This is a genomic window from Thermobifida alba, assembly GCF_023208015.1.
In the GTDB taxonomy this organism is placed as follows: Bacteria; Actinomycetota; Actinomycetes; order Streptosporangiales; family Streptosporangiaceae; genus Thermobifida; species Thermobifida alba.
The window spans coordinates 321,751-336,373 of the sequence record NZ_CP051627.1; the positions used below are offsets into that span (position 1 = coordinate 321,751).

Annotated in this window: 13 protein-coding genes; all 13 read left to right on the forward strand. The window is 70.1% G+C overall.

Annotated features, from left to right (window positions below):
* Positions 1-30 precede the first annotated feature (30 nt).
* Positions 31-891 (forward strand): MetQ/NlpA family ABC transporter substrate-binding protein, encoded by an 861-nt coding sequence (locus FOF52_RS01440; RefSeq protein ID WP_248592023.1) that lies wholly within the window; start codon positions 31-33, stop codon positions 889-891.
* Between the two features lie 239 nt (positions 892-1,130).
* Positions 1,131-2,429, forward strand: coding sequence for an ABC transporter substrate-binding protein (locus FOF52_RS01445; RefSeq protein WP_248592024.1), 1,299 nt, complete (start codon positions 1,131-1,133; stop codon positions 2,427-2,429).
* A 225-nt stretch (positions 2,430-2,654) separates the two neighbouring features.
* On the forward strand, positions 2,655-3,641 hold the full coding sequence (locus tag FOF52_RS01450) for a carbohydrate ABC transporter permease (protein ID WP_248592025.1): 987 nt from the start codon (positions 2,655-2,657) through the stop codon (positions 3,639-3,641).
* A complete protein-coding gene (locus FOF52_RS01455; protein WP_425265540.1) occupies positions 3,641-4,552 on the forward strand; it encodes a carbohydrate ABC transporter permease in 912 nt (303 codons plus the stop codon). The genes FOF52_RS01450 and FOF52_RS01455 overlap by 1 nt, the downstream gene beginning before the upstream one ends.
* Positions 4,549-6,003, forward strand: coding sequence for a GH1 family beta-glucosidase (locus FOF52_RS01460; RefSeq protein ID WP_248592027.1), 1,455 nt, complete (start codon positions 4,549-4,551; stop codon positions 6,001-6,003). The genes FOF52_RS01455 and FOF52_RS01460 overlap by 4 nt, the downstream gene beginning before the upstream one ends.
* 105 nt (positions 6,004-6,108) lie before the next feature.
* Positions 6,109-7,131: a LacI family DNA-binding transcriptional regulator gene (locus FOF52_RS01465; RefSeq protein WP_248592028.1), complete on the forward strand. Its 1,023-nt coding sequence runs from the start codon at positions 6,109-6,111 to the stop codon at positions 7,129-7,131.
* A gap of 98 nt (positions 7,132-7,229) precedes the next feature.
* Complete coding sequence (locus FOF52_RS01470; RefSeq protein ID WP_248592029.1) at positions 7,230-7,439, forward strand: hypothetical protein; 210 nt, start codon at positions 7,230-7,232, stop codon at positions 7,437-7,439.
* Between the two features lie 64 nt (positions 7,440-7,503).
* Complete coding sequence (locus FOF52_RS01475) at positions 7,504-8,232, forward strand: hypothetical protein (RefSeq protein ID WP_248592030.1); 729 nt, start codon at positions 7,504-7,506, stop codon at positions 8,230-8,232.
* Positions 8,233-8,697: 465 nt separating this feature from the next.
* Positions 8,698-11,904, forward strand: coding sequence for a sensor histidine kinase (locus FOF52_RS01480; protein ID WP_248592031.1), 3,207 nt, complete (start codon positions 8,698-8,700; stop codon positions 11,902-11,904).
* A gap of 201 nt (positions 11,905-12,105) precedes the next feature.
* Positions 12,106-12,507 (forward strand): roadblock/LC7 domain-containing protein, encoded by a 402-nt coding sequence (locus tag FOF52_RS01485; protein ID WP_248592032.1) that lies wholly within the window; start codon positions 12,106-12,108, stop codon positions 12,505-12,507.
* Positions 12,508-12,527: 20 nt separating this feature from the next.
* On the forward strand, positions 12,528-13,025 hold the full coding sequence (locus FOF52_RS01490) for a DUF742 domain-containing protein (RefSeq protein WP_248592033.1): 498 nt from the start codon (positions 12,528-12,530) through the stop codon (positions 13,023-13,025).
* 34 nt (positions 13,026-13,059) lie between these two features.
* Complete coding sequence (locus FOF52_RS01495; RefSeq protein ID WP_248593714.1) at positions 13,060-13,644, forward strand: GTP-binding protein; 585 nt, start codon at positions 13,060-13,062, stop codon at positions 13,642-13,644.
* Positions 13,645-13,755: 111 nt separating this feature from the next.
* Complete coding sequence (locus tag FOF52_RS01500) at positions 13,756-14,547, forward strand: class I SAM-dependent methyltransferase (RefSeq protein ID WP_248592034.1); 792 nt, start codon at positions 13,756-13,758, stop codon at positions 14,545-14,547.
* Positions 14,548-14,623 lie beyond the last annotated feature (76 nt).

Consider the following 14,623-nt stretch of genomic DNA (forward strand, 5'->3'; position numbering starts at 1 on the left):
CGAACCGAAGACACGAGAAAGGGCAGTGGCATGCGCAAGACGACAGCGGCGATCGGAGCACTCACCCTGGCGGCGGCGCTGTCGGCGTGCGGCGCTCCCAGCGAGAACGCCGGCAGCGGGACGGAGGCGGCGCAGGAGGACCTGACCACGCTGCGGATCGGGGTGAACCCGGTGCCGCACGGCGAGATCCTGGGCTTCGTCCAGGACAACCTCGCCGCGGACGCCGGCCTGCACCTGGAGATCGTGGAGATCGCCGACTACAACCAGCCCAACCCGCAGCTGGCCCAGGGGGAGCTGGACGCCAACTACTTCCAGCACCGCACCTTCCTGGCGGAGTGGCAGAAGGCCAACCCCGACGACGAGCTCGTCTACGTCAGCGACGTGCACGTGGAACGGCTGGGGCTGTACTCGGACAAGCACGAGAGCGTGGCGGACCTGCCCGACGGGGCCGAGATCGCGGTCCCCAACGACGCGGCCAACCTGGACCGCGCACTGCAGACCCTCCAGGCCGAAGGGCTCATCACGGTGGACCCCGAGGCCGGGGCGCTGGCCACCGAGGCCGACATCACCGACAACCCCCGCGGCATCACGGTGATCCCGCTGGAGGCCGCGCAGCTGCCCAGGTCGCTGGCGGACGTGGACGCCGCGGTCGTCAACGGCAACTACGCCATCGAGGCCGACCTCACCGAGACCGCCAACGAACTGGCCTGGGAGCCCAGCGACTCCGCCGAGTACGTCGAGAACTACGCCAACGGACTGGTGGTCCGGGCCGAGGACGCCGAGGACCCGGCGATCCGCACGCTCAGCGAGCTGCTGGCCGGCGACGAGGTGCGGGAGTACGTCGAGCAGACCTGGCAGGGCGTGGTCTTCGCGGTCGGCGACCGGGCCTGATCCGCGGCCCCGGATGCCGGCGCGGAGCGTCTGCCGCCCGGTCCCCCTGCGGGACCGGGCGGTTTTCCGTTTTTTCCGGGCGTGCGCAAGACTTTTCAGGTAACGGTTGTGTTGCGCAGGCATGATCTGGGATTGACGGATCCCAGTGGTGTGGGCCACTCTCTTGGGAGCGCTCCCAAAGCGGGGGACCACACGGGACGCGATCCAAGACATTCCACTTTGAGCGAGGGGTCGCACACATGCGAACTTTTGATCGTCGGCACTGGAAGACGGCCGCTGCGGCGCTGGGAGTCGTGACGCTCCTCAGCACCGCCGCCTGCGGCGGCGACGGTGACTCCGCCGGGGACGGCAAGATCACCCTCACCGTCGACACCTTCGGCGTCTTCGGCTACGACGAGCTCTTCCAGCAGTACATGGAAGAGAACCCGGACATCGTCATCGAAGAGAACAACGTCACCGACCTCAACGCCGACTACGTTCCCCAGCTGCAGCAGAACATCGCGGCGGGCAGCGGCGCGGGTGACATCGTCGCCATCGAAGAGGGCATCATCCAGCAGTTCTTCCTCAGCCAGGGCGACAACTTCGTCGACCTCGCCGAGTACGGCGCGGCCGACCTGGAGGAGAACTTCCTGCCCTGGAAGTGGGAGATGGGCAAGGGACCCAACGGGGAGATCCTCGGCCTGGGGACCGACATCGGCGGCATGAGCATGTGCTACAACAAGACCCTCTTCGAGGACGCGGGCCTGCCCACCGACCGCGAAGAGGTCAGCGCGAGCTGGGAGACCTGGGAAGACTTCATCGAGGTCGGCAAGGAGTTCCAGAAGGCCGACACCGGCGCCGCCTTCGTCTCCACGGTCACCCCCTACTTCAACGCCATCAACGCCCAGGGCGGCACCCACACCTTCTTCGACGAGGACAACAACCTCGTCGCCGACTCCAACCCGGTCATCCTGGAGAGCTGGGACCTGGTCGAGAAGATGATCGACGAGGGCCTCTCCGCCAACCTGGAGATGTGGTCCGACGAGTGGAACACGGGCATCCAGAACAACGTCTTCGCGACCCTGCCCTGCCCGGCCTGGATGCTCGGCCACATCGAGAACACCGCCGGTGAGAGCGGCCGCGACCAGTGGGACGTCGCCAGCGTCCCCGGTAACGGCGGCAACTGGGGCGGCTCCTGGCTGGCCGTGACCACCCAGAGCGAGCACCCCGAGGAGGCCGCCAAGCTGGCCATGTTCCTGACCAGCCCCGAGGGCCAGATCTCCGCGTGGAACGCCGCCAACACCCTGCCCTCCTCGCCGCAGGCCCTGGAGGACCCGGCCGTCACCGAGTTCACCCGTGACTACTTCAACCAGGCCCCGGTCGGCAAGATCTACTCCGAGACCGCCATGGAGCTGAAGCCGGTCTACTACGGCGTCAACAACGCCCAGGTCTCCGAGGAGTTCCGCAAGGCGATGCAGGCCATGGAGCAGGGCCAGGCCACCCCTGAAGAGGCCTGGCAGCAGGCGCTCGACGGCGCGAAGCGCGCCTCGGGCGAGTAACCCGCCGGACCGGACACGTCCACCGGCCGCAGGTGAACGCGGACCCGTCCCGTGCCCCCGCCGACCGCGGCGGGCCCCTCCACAGGACGGGTCCGCGGACCCCGTACGGACGAACCCAGAGCAGACGGCCCGTCCCGACCCCCCCGAACCCCTCCCCCCGTGTCGGGCGGACCGTCTCCTCTCTTCCATCTGACATCTGATCTCTCATGACGAGGAGCGCTTGACGTGACTCTTCTCAGACGCGGCGGCGCCCCGCCCGGGGGCACGGAGGAACCCGCCCTCCCCCCGCCCGGGAACGACGCCAGGGCGAAGAAGGAACGCAGGCAGATCTTCTGGACCCGCCTGGACCTCCGCGTCTCCCCCTACCTGTTCATCTCTCCCTTCTTCATCCTCTTCGCGATCTTCGGCCTGTTCCCCCTGCTCTACACCGTCTGGGTGTCGCTGCACGACTGGACGCTGCTGGGCGGCAACCAGGGGTTCGTCGGGATCGACAACTACATCCGCCTCGTCCAGGACGCCAAGTTCTGGAACTCGCTGTACAACACTTTCGGCATCTTCATCATCGCCGTCGTCCCCCAGCTGCTGCTGGCCATGTACCTGGCCGACACGCTGAGCCGCAGGATCCGCGCGGTCAACTTCTTCCGGATGGGGCTGCTGCTGCCCTACCTGACCTCCGTGGCGGCCGTGGCGATCGTCTTCTCCCAGCTGTTCGGCACCCAGTTCGGCCTCATCAACTACGCGCTGGGCTTCATCGGCATCGACCCGATCAACTGGCAGGGCGGCACCTTCTCCTCCTGGATCGCCATCGCGGTGATGGTCGACTGGCGCTGGACCGGCTACAACGCGCTGATCTACCTGGCGGCCATGTCGGCCATCCCCCGGGACATCTACGAGGCCGCCTCCATCGACGGGGCGTCCCGCACCCGGCAGTTCTGGCAGATCACCGTTCCGATGCTGCGGCCCACGATCATCTTCACCGTGATCGTCTCCACCATCGGCCAGATGCAGCTGTTCACCGAGCCGGTGATCTTCGGAGGCGTCTCCGGCGGCTCCCAGGGACAGTTCCAGACCACGATGATGCTGATCTTCGAGGAGGCCTTCCGCTTCAACAACTACGGCTACGGCTCCGCGATCGCCTGGACGCTGTTCATGCTCGTCGTGGCGCTCAGCGCACTCAACGCGCTGCTCAGCAGCAGGATCAAGGGGGCATGATGACCACCACCCTGACCCCGACCCCGGACGCCGCCCCGGCGGCCGCCCAGCCCGCGAAGCGGAAGCGGAAGAACGGCGGCAGCACCGGGATGCGCGAGGCCACCCCGCTGACCTACATCGGGCTCTCCCTCACCGTCCTGCTGTCGGTCTTCCCCCTGTGGTGGATGTTCGTCGTGGCCAGCCGCGACTCGGCCGCGGCCTCGGCCCGTCCGCCCTACATGTGGCCCGGGGGCAACTTCCTGGAGAACCTGGAGCGCCTCTTCGCCAACACCTCCGCCAACTTCACGCTCGGTCTGATCAACTCGGCGGTCTCCGCCACCGTACTCGCGCTGTCGGTGGTGCTCTTCTCCTCGCTGGCCGGATTCTCCCTGGCCAAGCTGAACTTCCGGGGACGCAACGCCGCCGCCGTCGGCGTGGTGCTGACCATGGCCGTGCCCGTGCAGATGGGGATCATCCCGCTGCTGATGCTCATGGAGTGGTTCGGCTGGCGCGGACAGCTCACCGCGATCATCGTGCCCTTCATGGTCAGCGGCTTCGGCGTGTTCATGATGCGCCAGTACTGCGTCCAGGCGATCCCCGACGAACTGCTCGAAGCGGCGCGTATGGACGGCTGCTCCACCTTCCGCATCTACTGGAACGTGGTCCTGCCCGCGCTGCGGCCCGCCATGGTGGTGCTCGGCCTGCTGACGTTCATGACGCAGTGGAACGAGTTCACCTGGGCGCTGGCCGTGCTGACCCCGGCCAACCCGACGGTCCAGCTCGCCATCAACCAGCTCAACCAGTCGGCGTACTCGCGTGACTTCGCGCTCATGTTCACCGGGTCCGTCGTCGCCACACTCCCTCTGCTCATCCTGTTCTTCGTCCTCGGCCGCCAGCTGATCGGCCGGATCATGGAAGGTGCCATCAAGTGACCTCACAGTCGACCGCCCCCCTCGGCCAGGCCGAGGAGAAACCGAAACCGGACGTCCACTTCCCCGCGGACTTCGTGTGGGGAGTGGCCACCGCCGCGTTCCAGATCGAGGGGTCCACCACGGCCGACGGCCGCGGGCCCAGCATCTGGGACACCTTCTGCGCCACCCCCGGCAAGGTCGAGAACGGCGACACCGGCGACCCCGCCTGCGACCACTACAACCGGTACCGCGACGACGTGGCGCTCATGCGCGACCTGGGCGTCGGCGCCTACCGCTTCTCCGTGGCCTGGCCGCGCATCCAGCCCGAGGGCAGGGGCAAGCCCCTGGAGGCCGGCCTGGACTTCTACGACCGGCTCGTGGACTGCGTGCTGGAGGCCGGCATCGACCCGTGGCCGACCCTCTACCACTGGGACCTGCCCCAGGCCCTGGAGGACGCGGGCGGCTGGCCCAACCGGGACACCGCCAAGCGCTTCGCCGACTACGCGGAGATCGTCTACAACCGCCTGGGCGACCGGGTCACCCACTGGAACACCCTCAACGAGCCGTGGTGCTCGGCGTTCCTCGGCTACGCCTCCGGCGTGCACGCGCCGGGCCGCCGCGAGCCCGCCGCCGCGCTGGCCGCCGCGCACCACCTGATGCTGGGCCACGGGCTGGCCGTCAACGTCATCCGCGACCTGGGCCGCCAGGCCGGCCGCACCCCGCTGGTCGGCATCGTGCACAACCAGACCACGGTGCGCCCCTACACCGACAGCGAGGCCGACGTGGACGCCGCGCGCCGCATCGACGCGCTGCGCAACCGCATCTTCACCGAACCCCTGGTGAAGGGGCGCTACCCGGAGGACCTGCTCGCCGACGTCGCCAAGATCACCGACTACGGCTTCGTCCAGGACGGCGACCTGGAGACCATCTCCACGCCGCTGGACATGATGGGCGTCAACTTCTACAACCCCAGCTGGGTGTCGGGCAACCGGGAGAACGGCGGATCCGACCGGCTGCCGTCCGACGACTACTCGCCGTCGGTGGGCAGCGAGCACGTCGTCGACGTCGACCCCGGTCTGCCGGTCACCGCGATGGGCTGGCCGATCGACGCCAGCGGCATGTACGACACGCTCACCCGGCTGGCCGCCGACTACCCGGGGCTGACCCTGTACGTCACCGAGAACGGCGCGGCCTTCGAGGACGAGCTCGTCGACGGCGCGGTGCACGACACCGACCGGATCGCCTACCTGGACGCGCACCTGCGCGCGGTGCACGCCGCGATCGAGGCGGGCGTCCCCCTCAAGGGCTACTTCGCCTGGTCGCTGATGGACAACTTCGAGTGGGCGCTGGGCTACGGCAAGCGCTTCGGCATCGTGCACGTGGACTACGAGAGCCAGGTCCGCACGGTCAAGGACAGCGGCCGGTGGTACTCGCGGGTCATCCGTGACGGAGGGATCATCGGACAGCGCTAGCCGGCTCTGTTCCGAGAAAACAGATCAAAACCTCGCCGTCCCGGTGTCGCCCAGGATACAAAAGGAGGACATCGGGACGGCGCGGCCGTGGGTTGGGGGAAGAGCATGGAGCGTCGGCGGCGTCCGACACTGGAGATGGTGGCCGCCCTGGCGGGAGTCGGACGGGGGACGGTGTCCCGCGTGATCAACGGCTCCGACCAGGTGAGTCCGGCCACGCGGGAGGCCGTGAAGCGGGCGATCAAGGAGTTGGGCTACGTGCCCAACCGTGCGGCCCGCACCCTGGTCACCCGACGGACCGACACCGTGGCCCTGGTGGTGTCGGAGGACAACCAGAGGCTCTTCGCCGAACCCTTCTACGCCGGGATCGTCCTCGGGGTGGGCGTGGCCCTGTCCGAACGCGGCTTCCAGTTCGTGCTGGCCACCGGCCGCTCCGGGGCCGAACACGAACGGCTCGGCGGCTACCTGGCCGGCCAGCACGTCGACGGCGTCCTGCTGCTGTCGCTGCACCGCGACGACCCGCTGCCGCAGATGCTGGACGAGGCCGGGGTGCCCTACGTCTACGGCGGCCGGCCGCTGGAGGTCCCCGAGGAGCAGGTGTCCTACGTCGACATGGACAACCTCGGCGGCGGCCGCCAGGCCACCCAGCGGCTGATCGAGACGGGGCACCGCCGCATCGCCACCATCGCCGGCCCCCAGGACATGGTCGCCGGCGTGGAGCGCCTCCAGGGCTACCGCGAGGCGCTGCTCGACGCCGGCCTGGAGTACGACGAGGACCTGGTCAGCTACGGCGACTTCACCTACGACAGCGGCACGGCCGCCATGCGGGAACTGCTGGAGCGCGCCCCGGACCTGGACGCGGTGTTCGCCGCCTCCGACCTGATGGGGCTGGCGGCGCTGCGGGTGCTGCGCGCGGCGGGGCGCAGCGCGCCCGAGGACGTCGCCGTGATCGGCTACGACGACTCGACCGTGGCCGAACACGCCGAGCCGCCGATGAGCAGCGTCAACCAGCCCACCGAGCTGATGGGCAGGGAGATGGCGCGGCTCCTGGTCGACCGGATCACGGGGGAGACCACCGAGCCGGTCCAGTTGATCCTGGAGACGCACCTGATGATCCGGGAGTCCGGATGACCCCGCCGCACACCGGGTCCGTTCCGGTGGACGGGACCTGTCCCGCTGTGCCACGCTGACCTCCGAGAGTGACGGAGGAGACGACAGGGGGCGGTCGAGTGCCGGTGGAGACGCTCCGGGCACGGTGCGAGGTGGACGGGTGCGAGTGGTGCGACCGGTCCGACCTGCCGTGCCGCTACTGCGGCGGGACGGGCCAGTGGCGGCCGGAACGTCCCAGGCGGGACGCCGCCGGAGTGATCGGCTGGATCCGCGTGCTGGAGCAGTGCCGCATGTGCGGCGGCACCGGCAGGGAGCACAACCCGCTGTGAGCCCCGCCGGCGCCGCCCGCCCGGGCCCGGCCGGGCGGAACCGGTAGGTTTCCCCCTGGGACCGGTGTCCGGGCCCACGGTGCGCCCGGACGACAGGGGGTGGACGATGCGCTGGGTCACCTATCTCTCCCCGAGCGGGGGCGAGCGGCGTCCGGGAGTGGTGGACGACGGCTGTGTCCTCGGCTACCCGGGACACGAGGACGTCCTGCGGCTGCTGGCCGACGGCGCCGAGGCCCTGCGCAGCGCCCACCGGCGGGCGCTGGCCGCGCCGGTGGAGGTCATCGTGGAGTTCGAGACGCGGCTGTGCGCCCCGCTGGTGCCCGACCGCCCCGTCGCGCTGCACCGCGCGGGGTCGGGCCCCGTCACCGCCGACCCGGCGCTGGTGCGCGGCACCGACGACGGGGTGGTGCTCCCCGCCGGGGCCGCGGCGCTGGTCGCCGAGGCGGGCGCGGTCGCGTTCCACCACGGCACGGGAGAGGTCGCCGGGTACACGCTCGCCTGCCTGTGGAGCACGCCGCGGCAGGAGCCGGTCGCGCTGACCCTCGGGCCGGCGCTCGTCACCGCGGAGGAGGCCGCCGGCGCCGTGCTCGCCGTCGAGGTGAGCGCGGACGGCGCCGTGGTGGCGGGCGGGACGGTCGACGGCCCGTTCGCGGGGGGAGCCGGGACCGGCGGGGCTCCGGTCGGTTCGCTTCCGGCGCGGACCCGGCCGCTCGCGGCCGGGGAGGAGTTCTTCGTGGACGGGGGGACGCTCGGCTCCTTCGAGCTGCGGATTGGGTCGGGGACGGGGACCTGAGCGCTCCGGCGGCGCCCGTCCGGGGAGGTTGTCCCCAGGCCGCGGGCGGGACGTGTGCAAAAAGTTATCCATGTGATGGAATGAGGCCGATCCGACCCCGCGGTGCGAGAAATTTCGGCGAAGAAGGCGCGAAAGACTAGACCAGTAGGGCCAAGCGGTATAAACCGGTCCTAGGTGACTCCGGTGATTAGGGGTGGATCGGGGTAGTGCGGGGTGCCTGTCCTAATTGGTACGCTAACGGCTCACGCACGCTGTTCCCGGTTCGGCGCTGCGCGAAGCCTCAGCCCCACGAGGTGAGTCCTGCGGCGGCAAGATCTCCCTTCCTGATACCGGGTTCCCTACACATGACACCTCAGACGGCGCACTGTGTACCACAGCGGGCCGCGTGGTGCTGTCCGGTACCCACCCCCACGGGGCTCTTGACCCCGGTGCCCCAGGCGGTGACACGAAAGGTTGCGAGGGTCCGTGTCGACACGAGCGACAAACAACGGCGCTGACGCCAACGACGACGTGCCGGAGCAGGCCGAGACGACAGAGGCCGCGGCCGAGCAGCCCGCCAGGCGGTGGTGGGACCCCCGGAACTGGCGTGTCCGCTCCCGGCTGGTGGCGCTCGTCGTCGTCCCCACGGCGGCGGCGCTGGTCCTGGGCGCCGCGCGGCTGTCCGAGAGCGCCCTGGACACCTTCAGGAACGAACGCACCGAGGCGATGGCGATCCTCGCCGAGGAGATCGTGCAGCTGGGCAACGAGCTGGGCAAGGAGCGGATGCTCGTCGCCGCCTACATCGCGGACGACCCCAACCCGCAGCGGCGCTCCAACGAGCGCGCGGTCGAGCTGCAGGAGCAGCAGAGCGTCGTCGACCAGGAGCTCAACGACGTCCGCGCGGCGGCCAACGAGATGGGCGACCCGGGGGAGCCGATCGTCCGGGACCGCCTGGACGCCATGCTGGACTCCCTGGAGAAGCTGAACGGGGTGCGCGAGGAGGTCGCCCACACCCGGGTCACGATGCTTCCGGCGGTCACCAAGTACCGCCAGATCATCGGCACCCTCACCGACTTCGTCGAAGCGCTGGCCAGCACCACCGACACCTCCTCGGCGCTGCGTGAGAGCATCCGCGCGCTCACCGCGCTGGGCAGGGCCCGCGACGACCAGTCCTACGAGACCGCGCTGATGCTGCACTCCCTGATCCGCGACTCGATGTCGGGCGGCGTCCAGGACTCCATCGAGAGCACCCAGGCGCGCTACAACAACGAGATCCGGAACTTCCGCAACAGCGCGACCCCCGAGCAGGAGGCGCTGTTCGACGAGAACTACGGGGGCCTGGACGTCAGCCGGCTGGGCACCATGCGGCTGCGCGCCCTGCTGCGGGCCGAGGAGGGCCAGAGCCTGACCGGCATCACCGACGGGGACGACCCGGAGAGCTACCGGGAGACCGCCATCAGCGCGATGGAGGCGCTGGCGCAGGTGGAGAGCTCCATGGCCACCCTGGTGCGCTCCGAGGCCACCCTGCACAAGGAGAACGGACGCGCCCTGCTGCTGCTGGACAGCCTCGGCGTGCTCCTCCTCATCGTCTTCGTCTTCCTCAGTACCTCGTGGGTGGCGCGCAGCATGGTCGTCCCGCTGCGCCTCCTGCGGGACGGGGCCATGCGCGTGGCCGCCCGGGACCTGCCCGACGCGATCGGCCGGATGCGCGAGACCAACGTGCGTCCGGGAGAGGTGAAGATCACCCCGATCGAGGTGGAGTCCGCCGACGAGTTCGGCGAGGTGGCGCGCTCCTTCGACGAGGTCCACCGCGCCGCGCTGCGGCTGGCCTCCGACGAGGCCGCACTCCGCGCCAACGTCAACGCGATGTTCGTCAACCTCTCCCGGCGCAGCCAGAGCCTGGTGGAACGGCAGCTGCGCCTCATCGAGCACCTGGAGCAGAGCGAGCAGGACGACGACCGCCTGGCCGAGCTGTTCCAGCTCGACCACCTGGCCACCCGCATGCGCCGCAACAACGAGAACCTGCTGGTCCTCTCCGGACAGGACAACACCCGCAAGTGGGCGCAGCCGGTCCCGCTGGTCGACGTGCTGCGCGCCGCGGTCTCCGAGGTGGAGCAGTACGCGCGGGTCAACGTCCGCGCCCCCTCGCACATCTCGGTCCTGGGCCGCCCGGTCAACGACGTCATCCACCTCATCGCCGAGCTGGTGGAGAACGCCACCGTCTTCTCCTCGCACGACACCCAGGTCTCGGTCAGCGCCCAGCCGACGGACAGCGGGGACGTCGTCGTCGAGATCACCGACTCGGGCATCGGCATGGCGCCCGAGGAGATCGAGAGCACCAACCAGAGGCTCGCCGAGCCGCCGCTCATCGACGTCGCGGTCTCCCGCCGCATGGGCCTGTTCGTGGTCAGCCGCCTGGCCAACCGGCACGGCATCCAGGTGCGGCTGCGCGCCGCCCACAACGGCGGCATCACCGCGTCCGTGACGCTGCCCAACGACCTGCTGATCACGCCGGTGGAGCCGGCGACCCCGGCGCTCAACCCGCCGCGCGGAACCGTGCCGGACACCTACGCCGAGGCCACCGCCGCCTTCGCCTCCTCCCCGGCGCCCGCCGACCCCGCCGACAGCGTGTGGCAGCCGCCCGAGGGCAACGACCGCCCCGTGTGGGAGCGCAGCAGCACGCCGTCGGGACTGCCCAAGCGCCCCGACCCGGCCACGCGCGCCGCGCAGCGGGCCCAGCAGACGCCGGAGCACCCGCCCAGCGGAGAGGACCTGTGGGACGCGGGCTGGGCCAAGCGCTCCCGCACCGCCTCCGCCGACTCCCGGCCCGCTCCCGCCGAACCGGCGGCCTCCCCCGCGCCGGAGCCCGACCGTCCGACGGCCCCGCCGGTGTCCGGGCCCCCGGCGCCGCCGGTGTCCGGGCCCCCGGCGCCGCCGGCGGCCTCGGGACCGCGGCCGGCCGCTCCGGAGCCGCCGCGCTCCGACCGCCAGAGCGTCTACGGCTACTCCGTGGACCGGCCCGAGCAGCAGCGTCCGGCCAACCCGCTGGAGGACCCGAACCGGGGCGCGGGGGACGGCCGCAACTGGCAGAACCCGCTGTCCCGGCCCTACCCCGGCAGCGGCGGCGACGCCCCGGAGCGGCCGGAGGTCCGCGAGGGCTACGGCTCCACCGCCTACCTGTCCAAGCGGTACGGTGCGGGCGGCAGCCAGAACACGATCATTCCGCCCTCCCCGGAGCACGAGTCCAACGACCCGCTGCCGATCTTCGACTCCATCGAGTCGAACTGGTTCCGCCGCCGCACCGTCAACCCGGCGGTCACCGCGGCCGAGACGGGGCCGATCAGCGCCGTCAGCACCCCCGACGGGCTCGGCGCGGCCGAGCCGCCCACGCCGCCCACGCCGTCCCCGACGCCGTCGCGTCCCGAGGACGAGTGGCGCTCCGAGGCGGACGTCGGGTGGAAGACCGCCGCCGAGCGGACCAGCGAGCCGATCGCGGGCGGGATCACGGCCTCGGGGCTGCCCAAGCGGGTGCCCAAGGCGAACCTGGTCCCGGGCACCGCGCCGGCACCGGAGAACTTCAAGCAGATCACCTCGCGCTCCGCGGATCGGGTGCGCAGCCGGTTCTCCAGCTTCCAGCAGGGCATCCGGCAGGGGCGGGACGCCCTGAACAAGCGCTCGTCCCAGGAGGAGTAATGTCCGATTCGAAGGTCGGTGTCTTGTGGCGGCGAGGCCATCCGGGCCCGTACTGAGGAGTGGATACCCGATGAGTAATGAATTAACATCATCTGCACTTCTCGGACATGGGATCGCAATCAAGTCATCCGCGAGAAACTCTCGGCTGTCGGCCGTTGACCAGATCGGCCGATGTGAAGGCTGGGACCGACAGGAGAGCAGATGAGTCAACCGGTGAACGAACTCAACTGGCTGATCACTGACTTCGCCAACCGCGTGCCCGACGTGGCACACGCGATCGTGGTGTCGTCAGATGGTCTACCGTTGGCGGCCTCAGCCGGATTCCCCACCGATCGTGCCGACCAGTTGGCTGCGATCGCCTCCGGTCTCTCCAGCCTCACCCAAGGCGCGGCCCGGGTCTTCGAAGGGGGAGCGGTCGCCCAGACCGTGGTCGAAATGGAGCGCGGGCTGCTCCTTATCATGGCTATCAGCGATGGATCATGCCTCGCGGTGCTCGCTGCCGCCGAATGCGACCTCGGCCTGGTCGGCTACGAGATGACACTGCTCGTCGAGCGGGCCGGTCGGGCACTGACCCCGGCGGCACGTACCCCGGGCATCCACTGACCCACCACCGACAGGAGGAAGTGGTGGCACCACCTCACGGTAGAGACACCGGGAGCACCTCGTGGTTCGGCGACTCGCCGGCCGGTGCGCCCAGGCCGCTGCCCGAGCCGCCGAGCGGCGGGGAGCTGCCGGGAACGGCCCAACAGGTCACCGGACAGCAGTGGTCGATCGGTGAGAGTGCGCCCAGTTCGCTGGTACGGCCCTATGCGGTGACCCGCGGTCGGACCAAGCCGAAGACCAACCTGCCGCTGGAGGCACTGATCTCCACGACGGCGACGGCGCGCAGCGAGTTCGGGACCCTCACCCCCGAGTGCCAGGCGATCAGCGACCTCTGCCAGGAGTGGCGGTCCGTGGCGGAGATCTCCGCCCTGTGCCGGATACCGCTCGGTGTCGCGCGGGTCCTGGTGGCGGACATGGCAGAACAGGGTCTTGTGCAGATCAGGTCGTCGCTGAACACCGACAGCCGGCCCAACGTCAACCTGCTTGAAAGGGTACTCAGTGGACTTCGCAAGCTCTAGCCCAGCCGACGAGGGCGGTGCTGTGGCGAACGCGATGACGTCGGTGAAGATCGTCGTCGCCGGGGGCTTCGGCGTCGGGAAGACGACGTTTGTGGGGTCGGTCTCTGAGATCGTTCCACTGACCACCGAAGCGGTCATGACCAGCGCCAGCGTGGGCGTGGACGATCTGGCCAAGACACCGGACAAGCAGACGACCACGGTCGCCATGGACTTCGGCCGGGTCTCCCTCGACTCCGACCTCATCCTCTACCTGTTCGGCACCCCGGGCCAGCACCGCTTCTGGTTCATGTGGGACGACCTGGTCAAAGGAGCCATCGGAGCGGTGGTCCTGGTCGACACCCGCCGACTCGCGGACTGCTTCCCGGCCATCGACTACTTCGAGGAGGCGAAGCTGCCGTTCATCGTGGCGATCAACGGCTTCGACTCCTACTACCCCCACTCCATCAGCGAGGTGCGCGACGCCCTCACGCTCAGCGAGGACATCCCGATCGTGCAGTGCGACGCGCGGGACAGGGCGTCCACCAAGGCCACCCTGATCCGTCTGGTCGAGCACGCCATCGCGGTCGGCGACGCCTCCGCGGAGACCACCCCCACCGGCGGTCACCCCTCCTGGCGGTAGGCAAAGCAGACGGGCGGGGTCCGGCACCGGGTGTGTCGTGCCCCGCTTCTTTGCCGTGCCTCCCGGCGCGGGATGCTGGACCCGCGGAGGCCGACCGGGAATCATGCGGGCATGACTTCCCACGACGAACGCAGGGCCTTCTGGGAGGAGCGCCTGGGGACGGACTGGACGGAGACCGGGGTCGGCTACCGGGCTCTGGGCAGACCGTTCAACGAGTGGATGTACCGGGTGCGCCGGGACGTGTTCCTGGAGCGGATGGGATCCCTCGGAGTGGACTGGAGCCGGGCGAGCGTGCTCGACGTGGGCTCGGGGACCGGCTTCTACGTGCGCGCCTGGCAGCAGCTGGGCGCCGCTTCGATCACCGGGAGCGACCTGACCGAGGCGGCCGTGGCACGGCTGCGCGACCGCTTCCCCGCGCTGCGCTTCGAGCGCCTGGACATCGCCGACCCGGGGGACGCGCTGGCCGGAGCCGACTTCGACGCGGTCTCCTGCATGGACGTGCTCTTCCACATCACCGACGACGACCGCTACACCGCCGCCGTGGAGTCGATCGCCCGGCTGGTGCGGCCCGGCGGGTACTTCGTGCTCTCGGAGAACTTCCTGCACCGTCCGACCCAGCGCGGCGCCAACCAGGTCAACCGCACGATCGGGTGGATCACCGCCTGCCTGGACCGCGCCGGTTTCGACGTGCTGCACCGGGCCCCGTTCCTGGTGCTGATGAACGCGCAGGTCGACGCCGGCCCGGTGTGGCGCAAGGTGTGGGGCGGGACGCTGCGCGCGGCCACGCTCACCGAGCCGACCGGGTGGCTCGCCGGAGCCGCCCTCTACCCGCTGGAACGGCGCCTGGTGCGGGCCCGGACGGAGAGCCCGACCACCGAGATCATGGTCTGCCGCCGCCGCTGAGACCCCCGCGGCGCTTGCCGGGTGATTTGTCCGCTGTGATGGATGTCGTCACGGTTGCCGGGTAGGTGCCCCGACA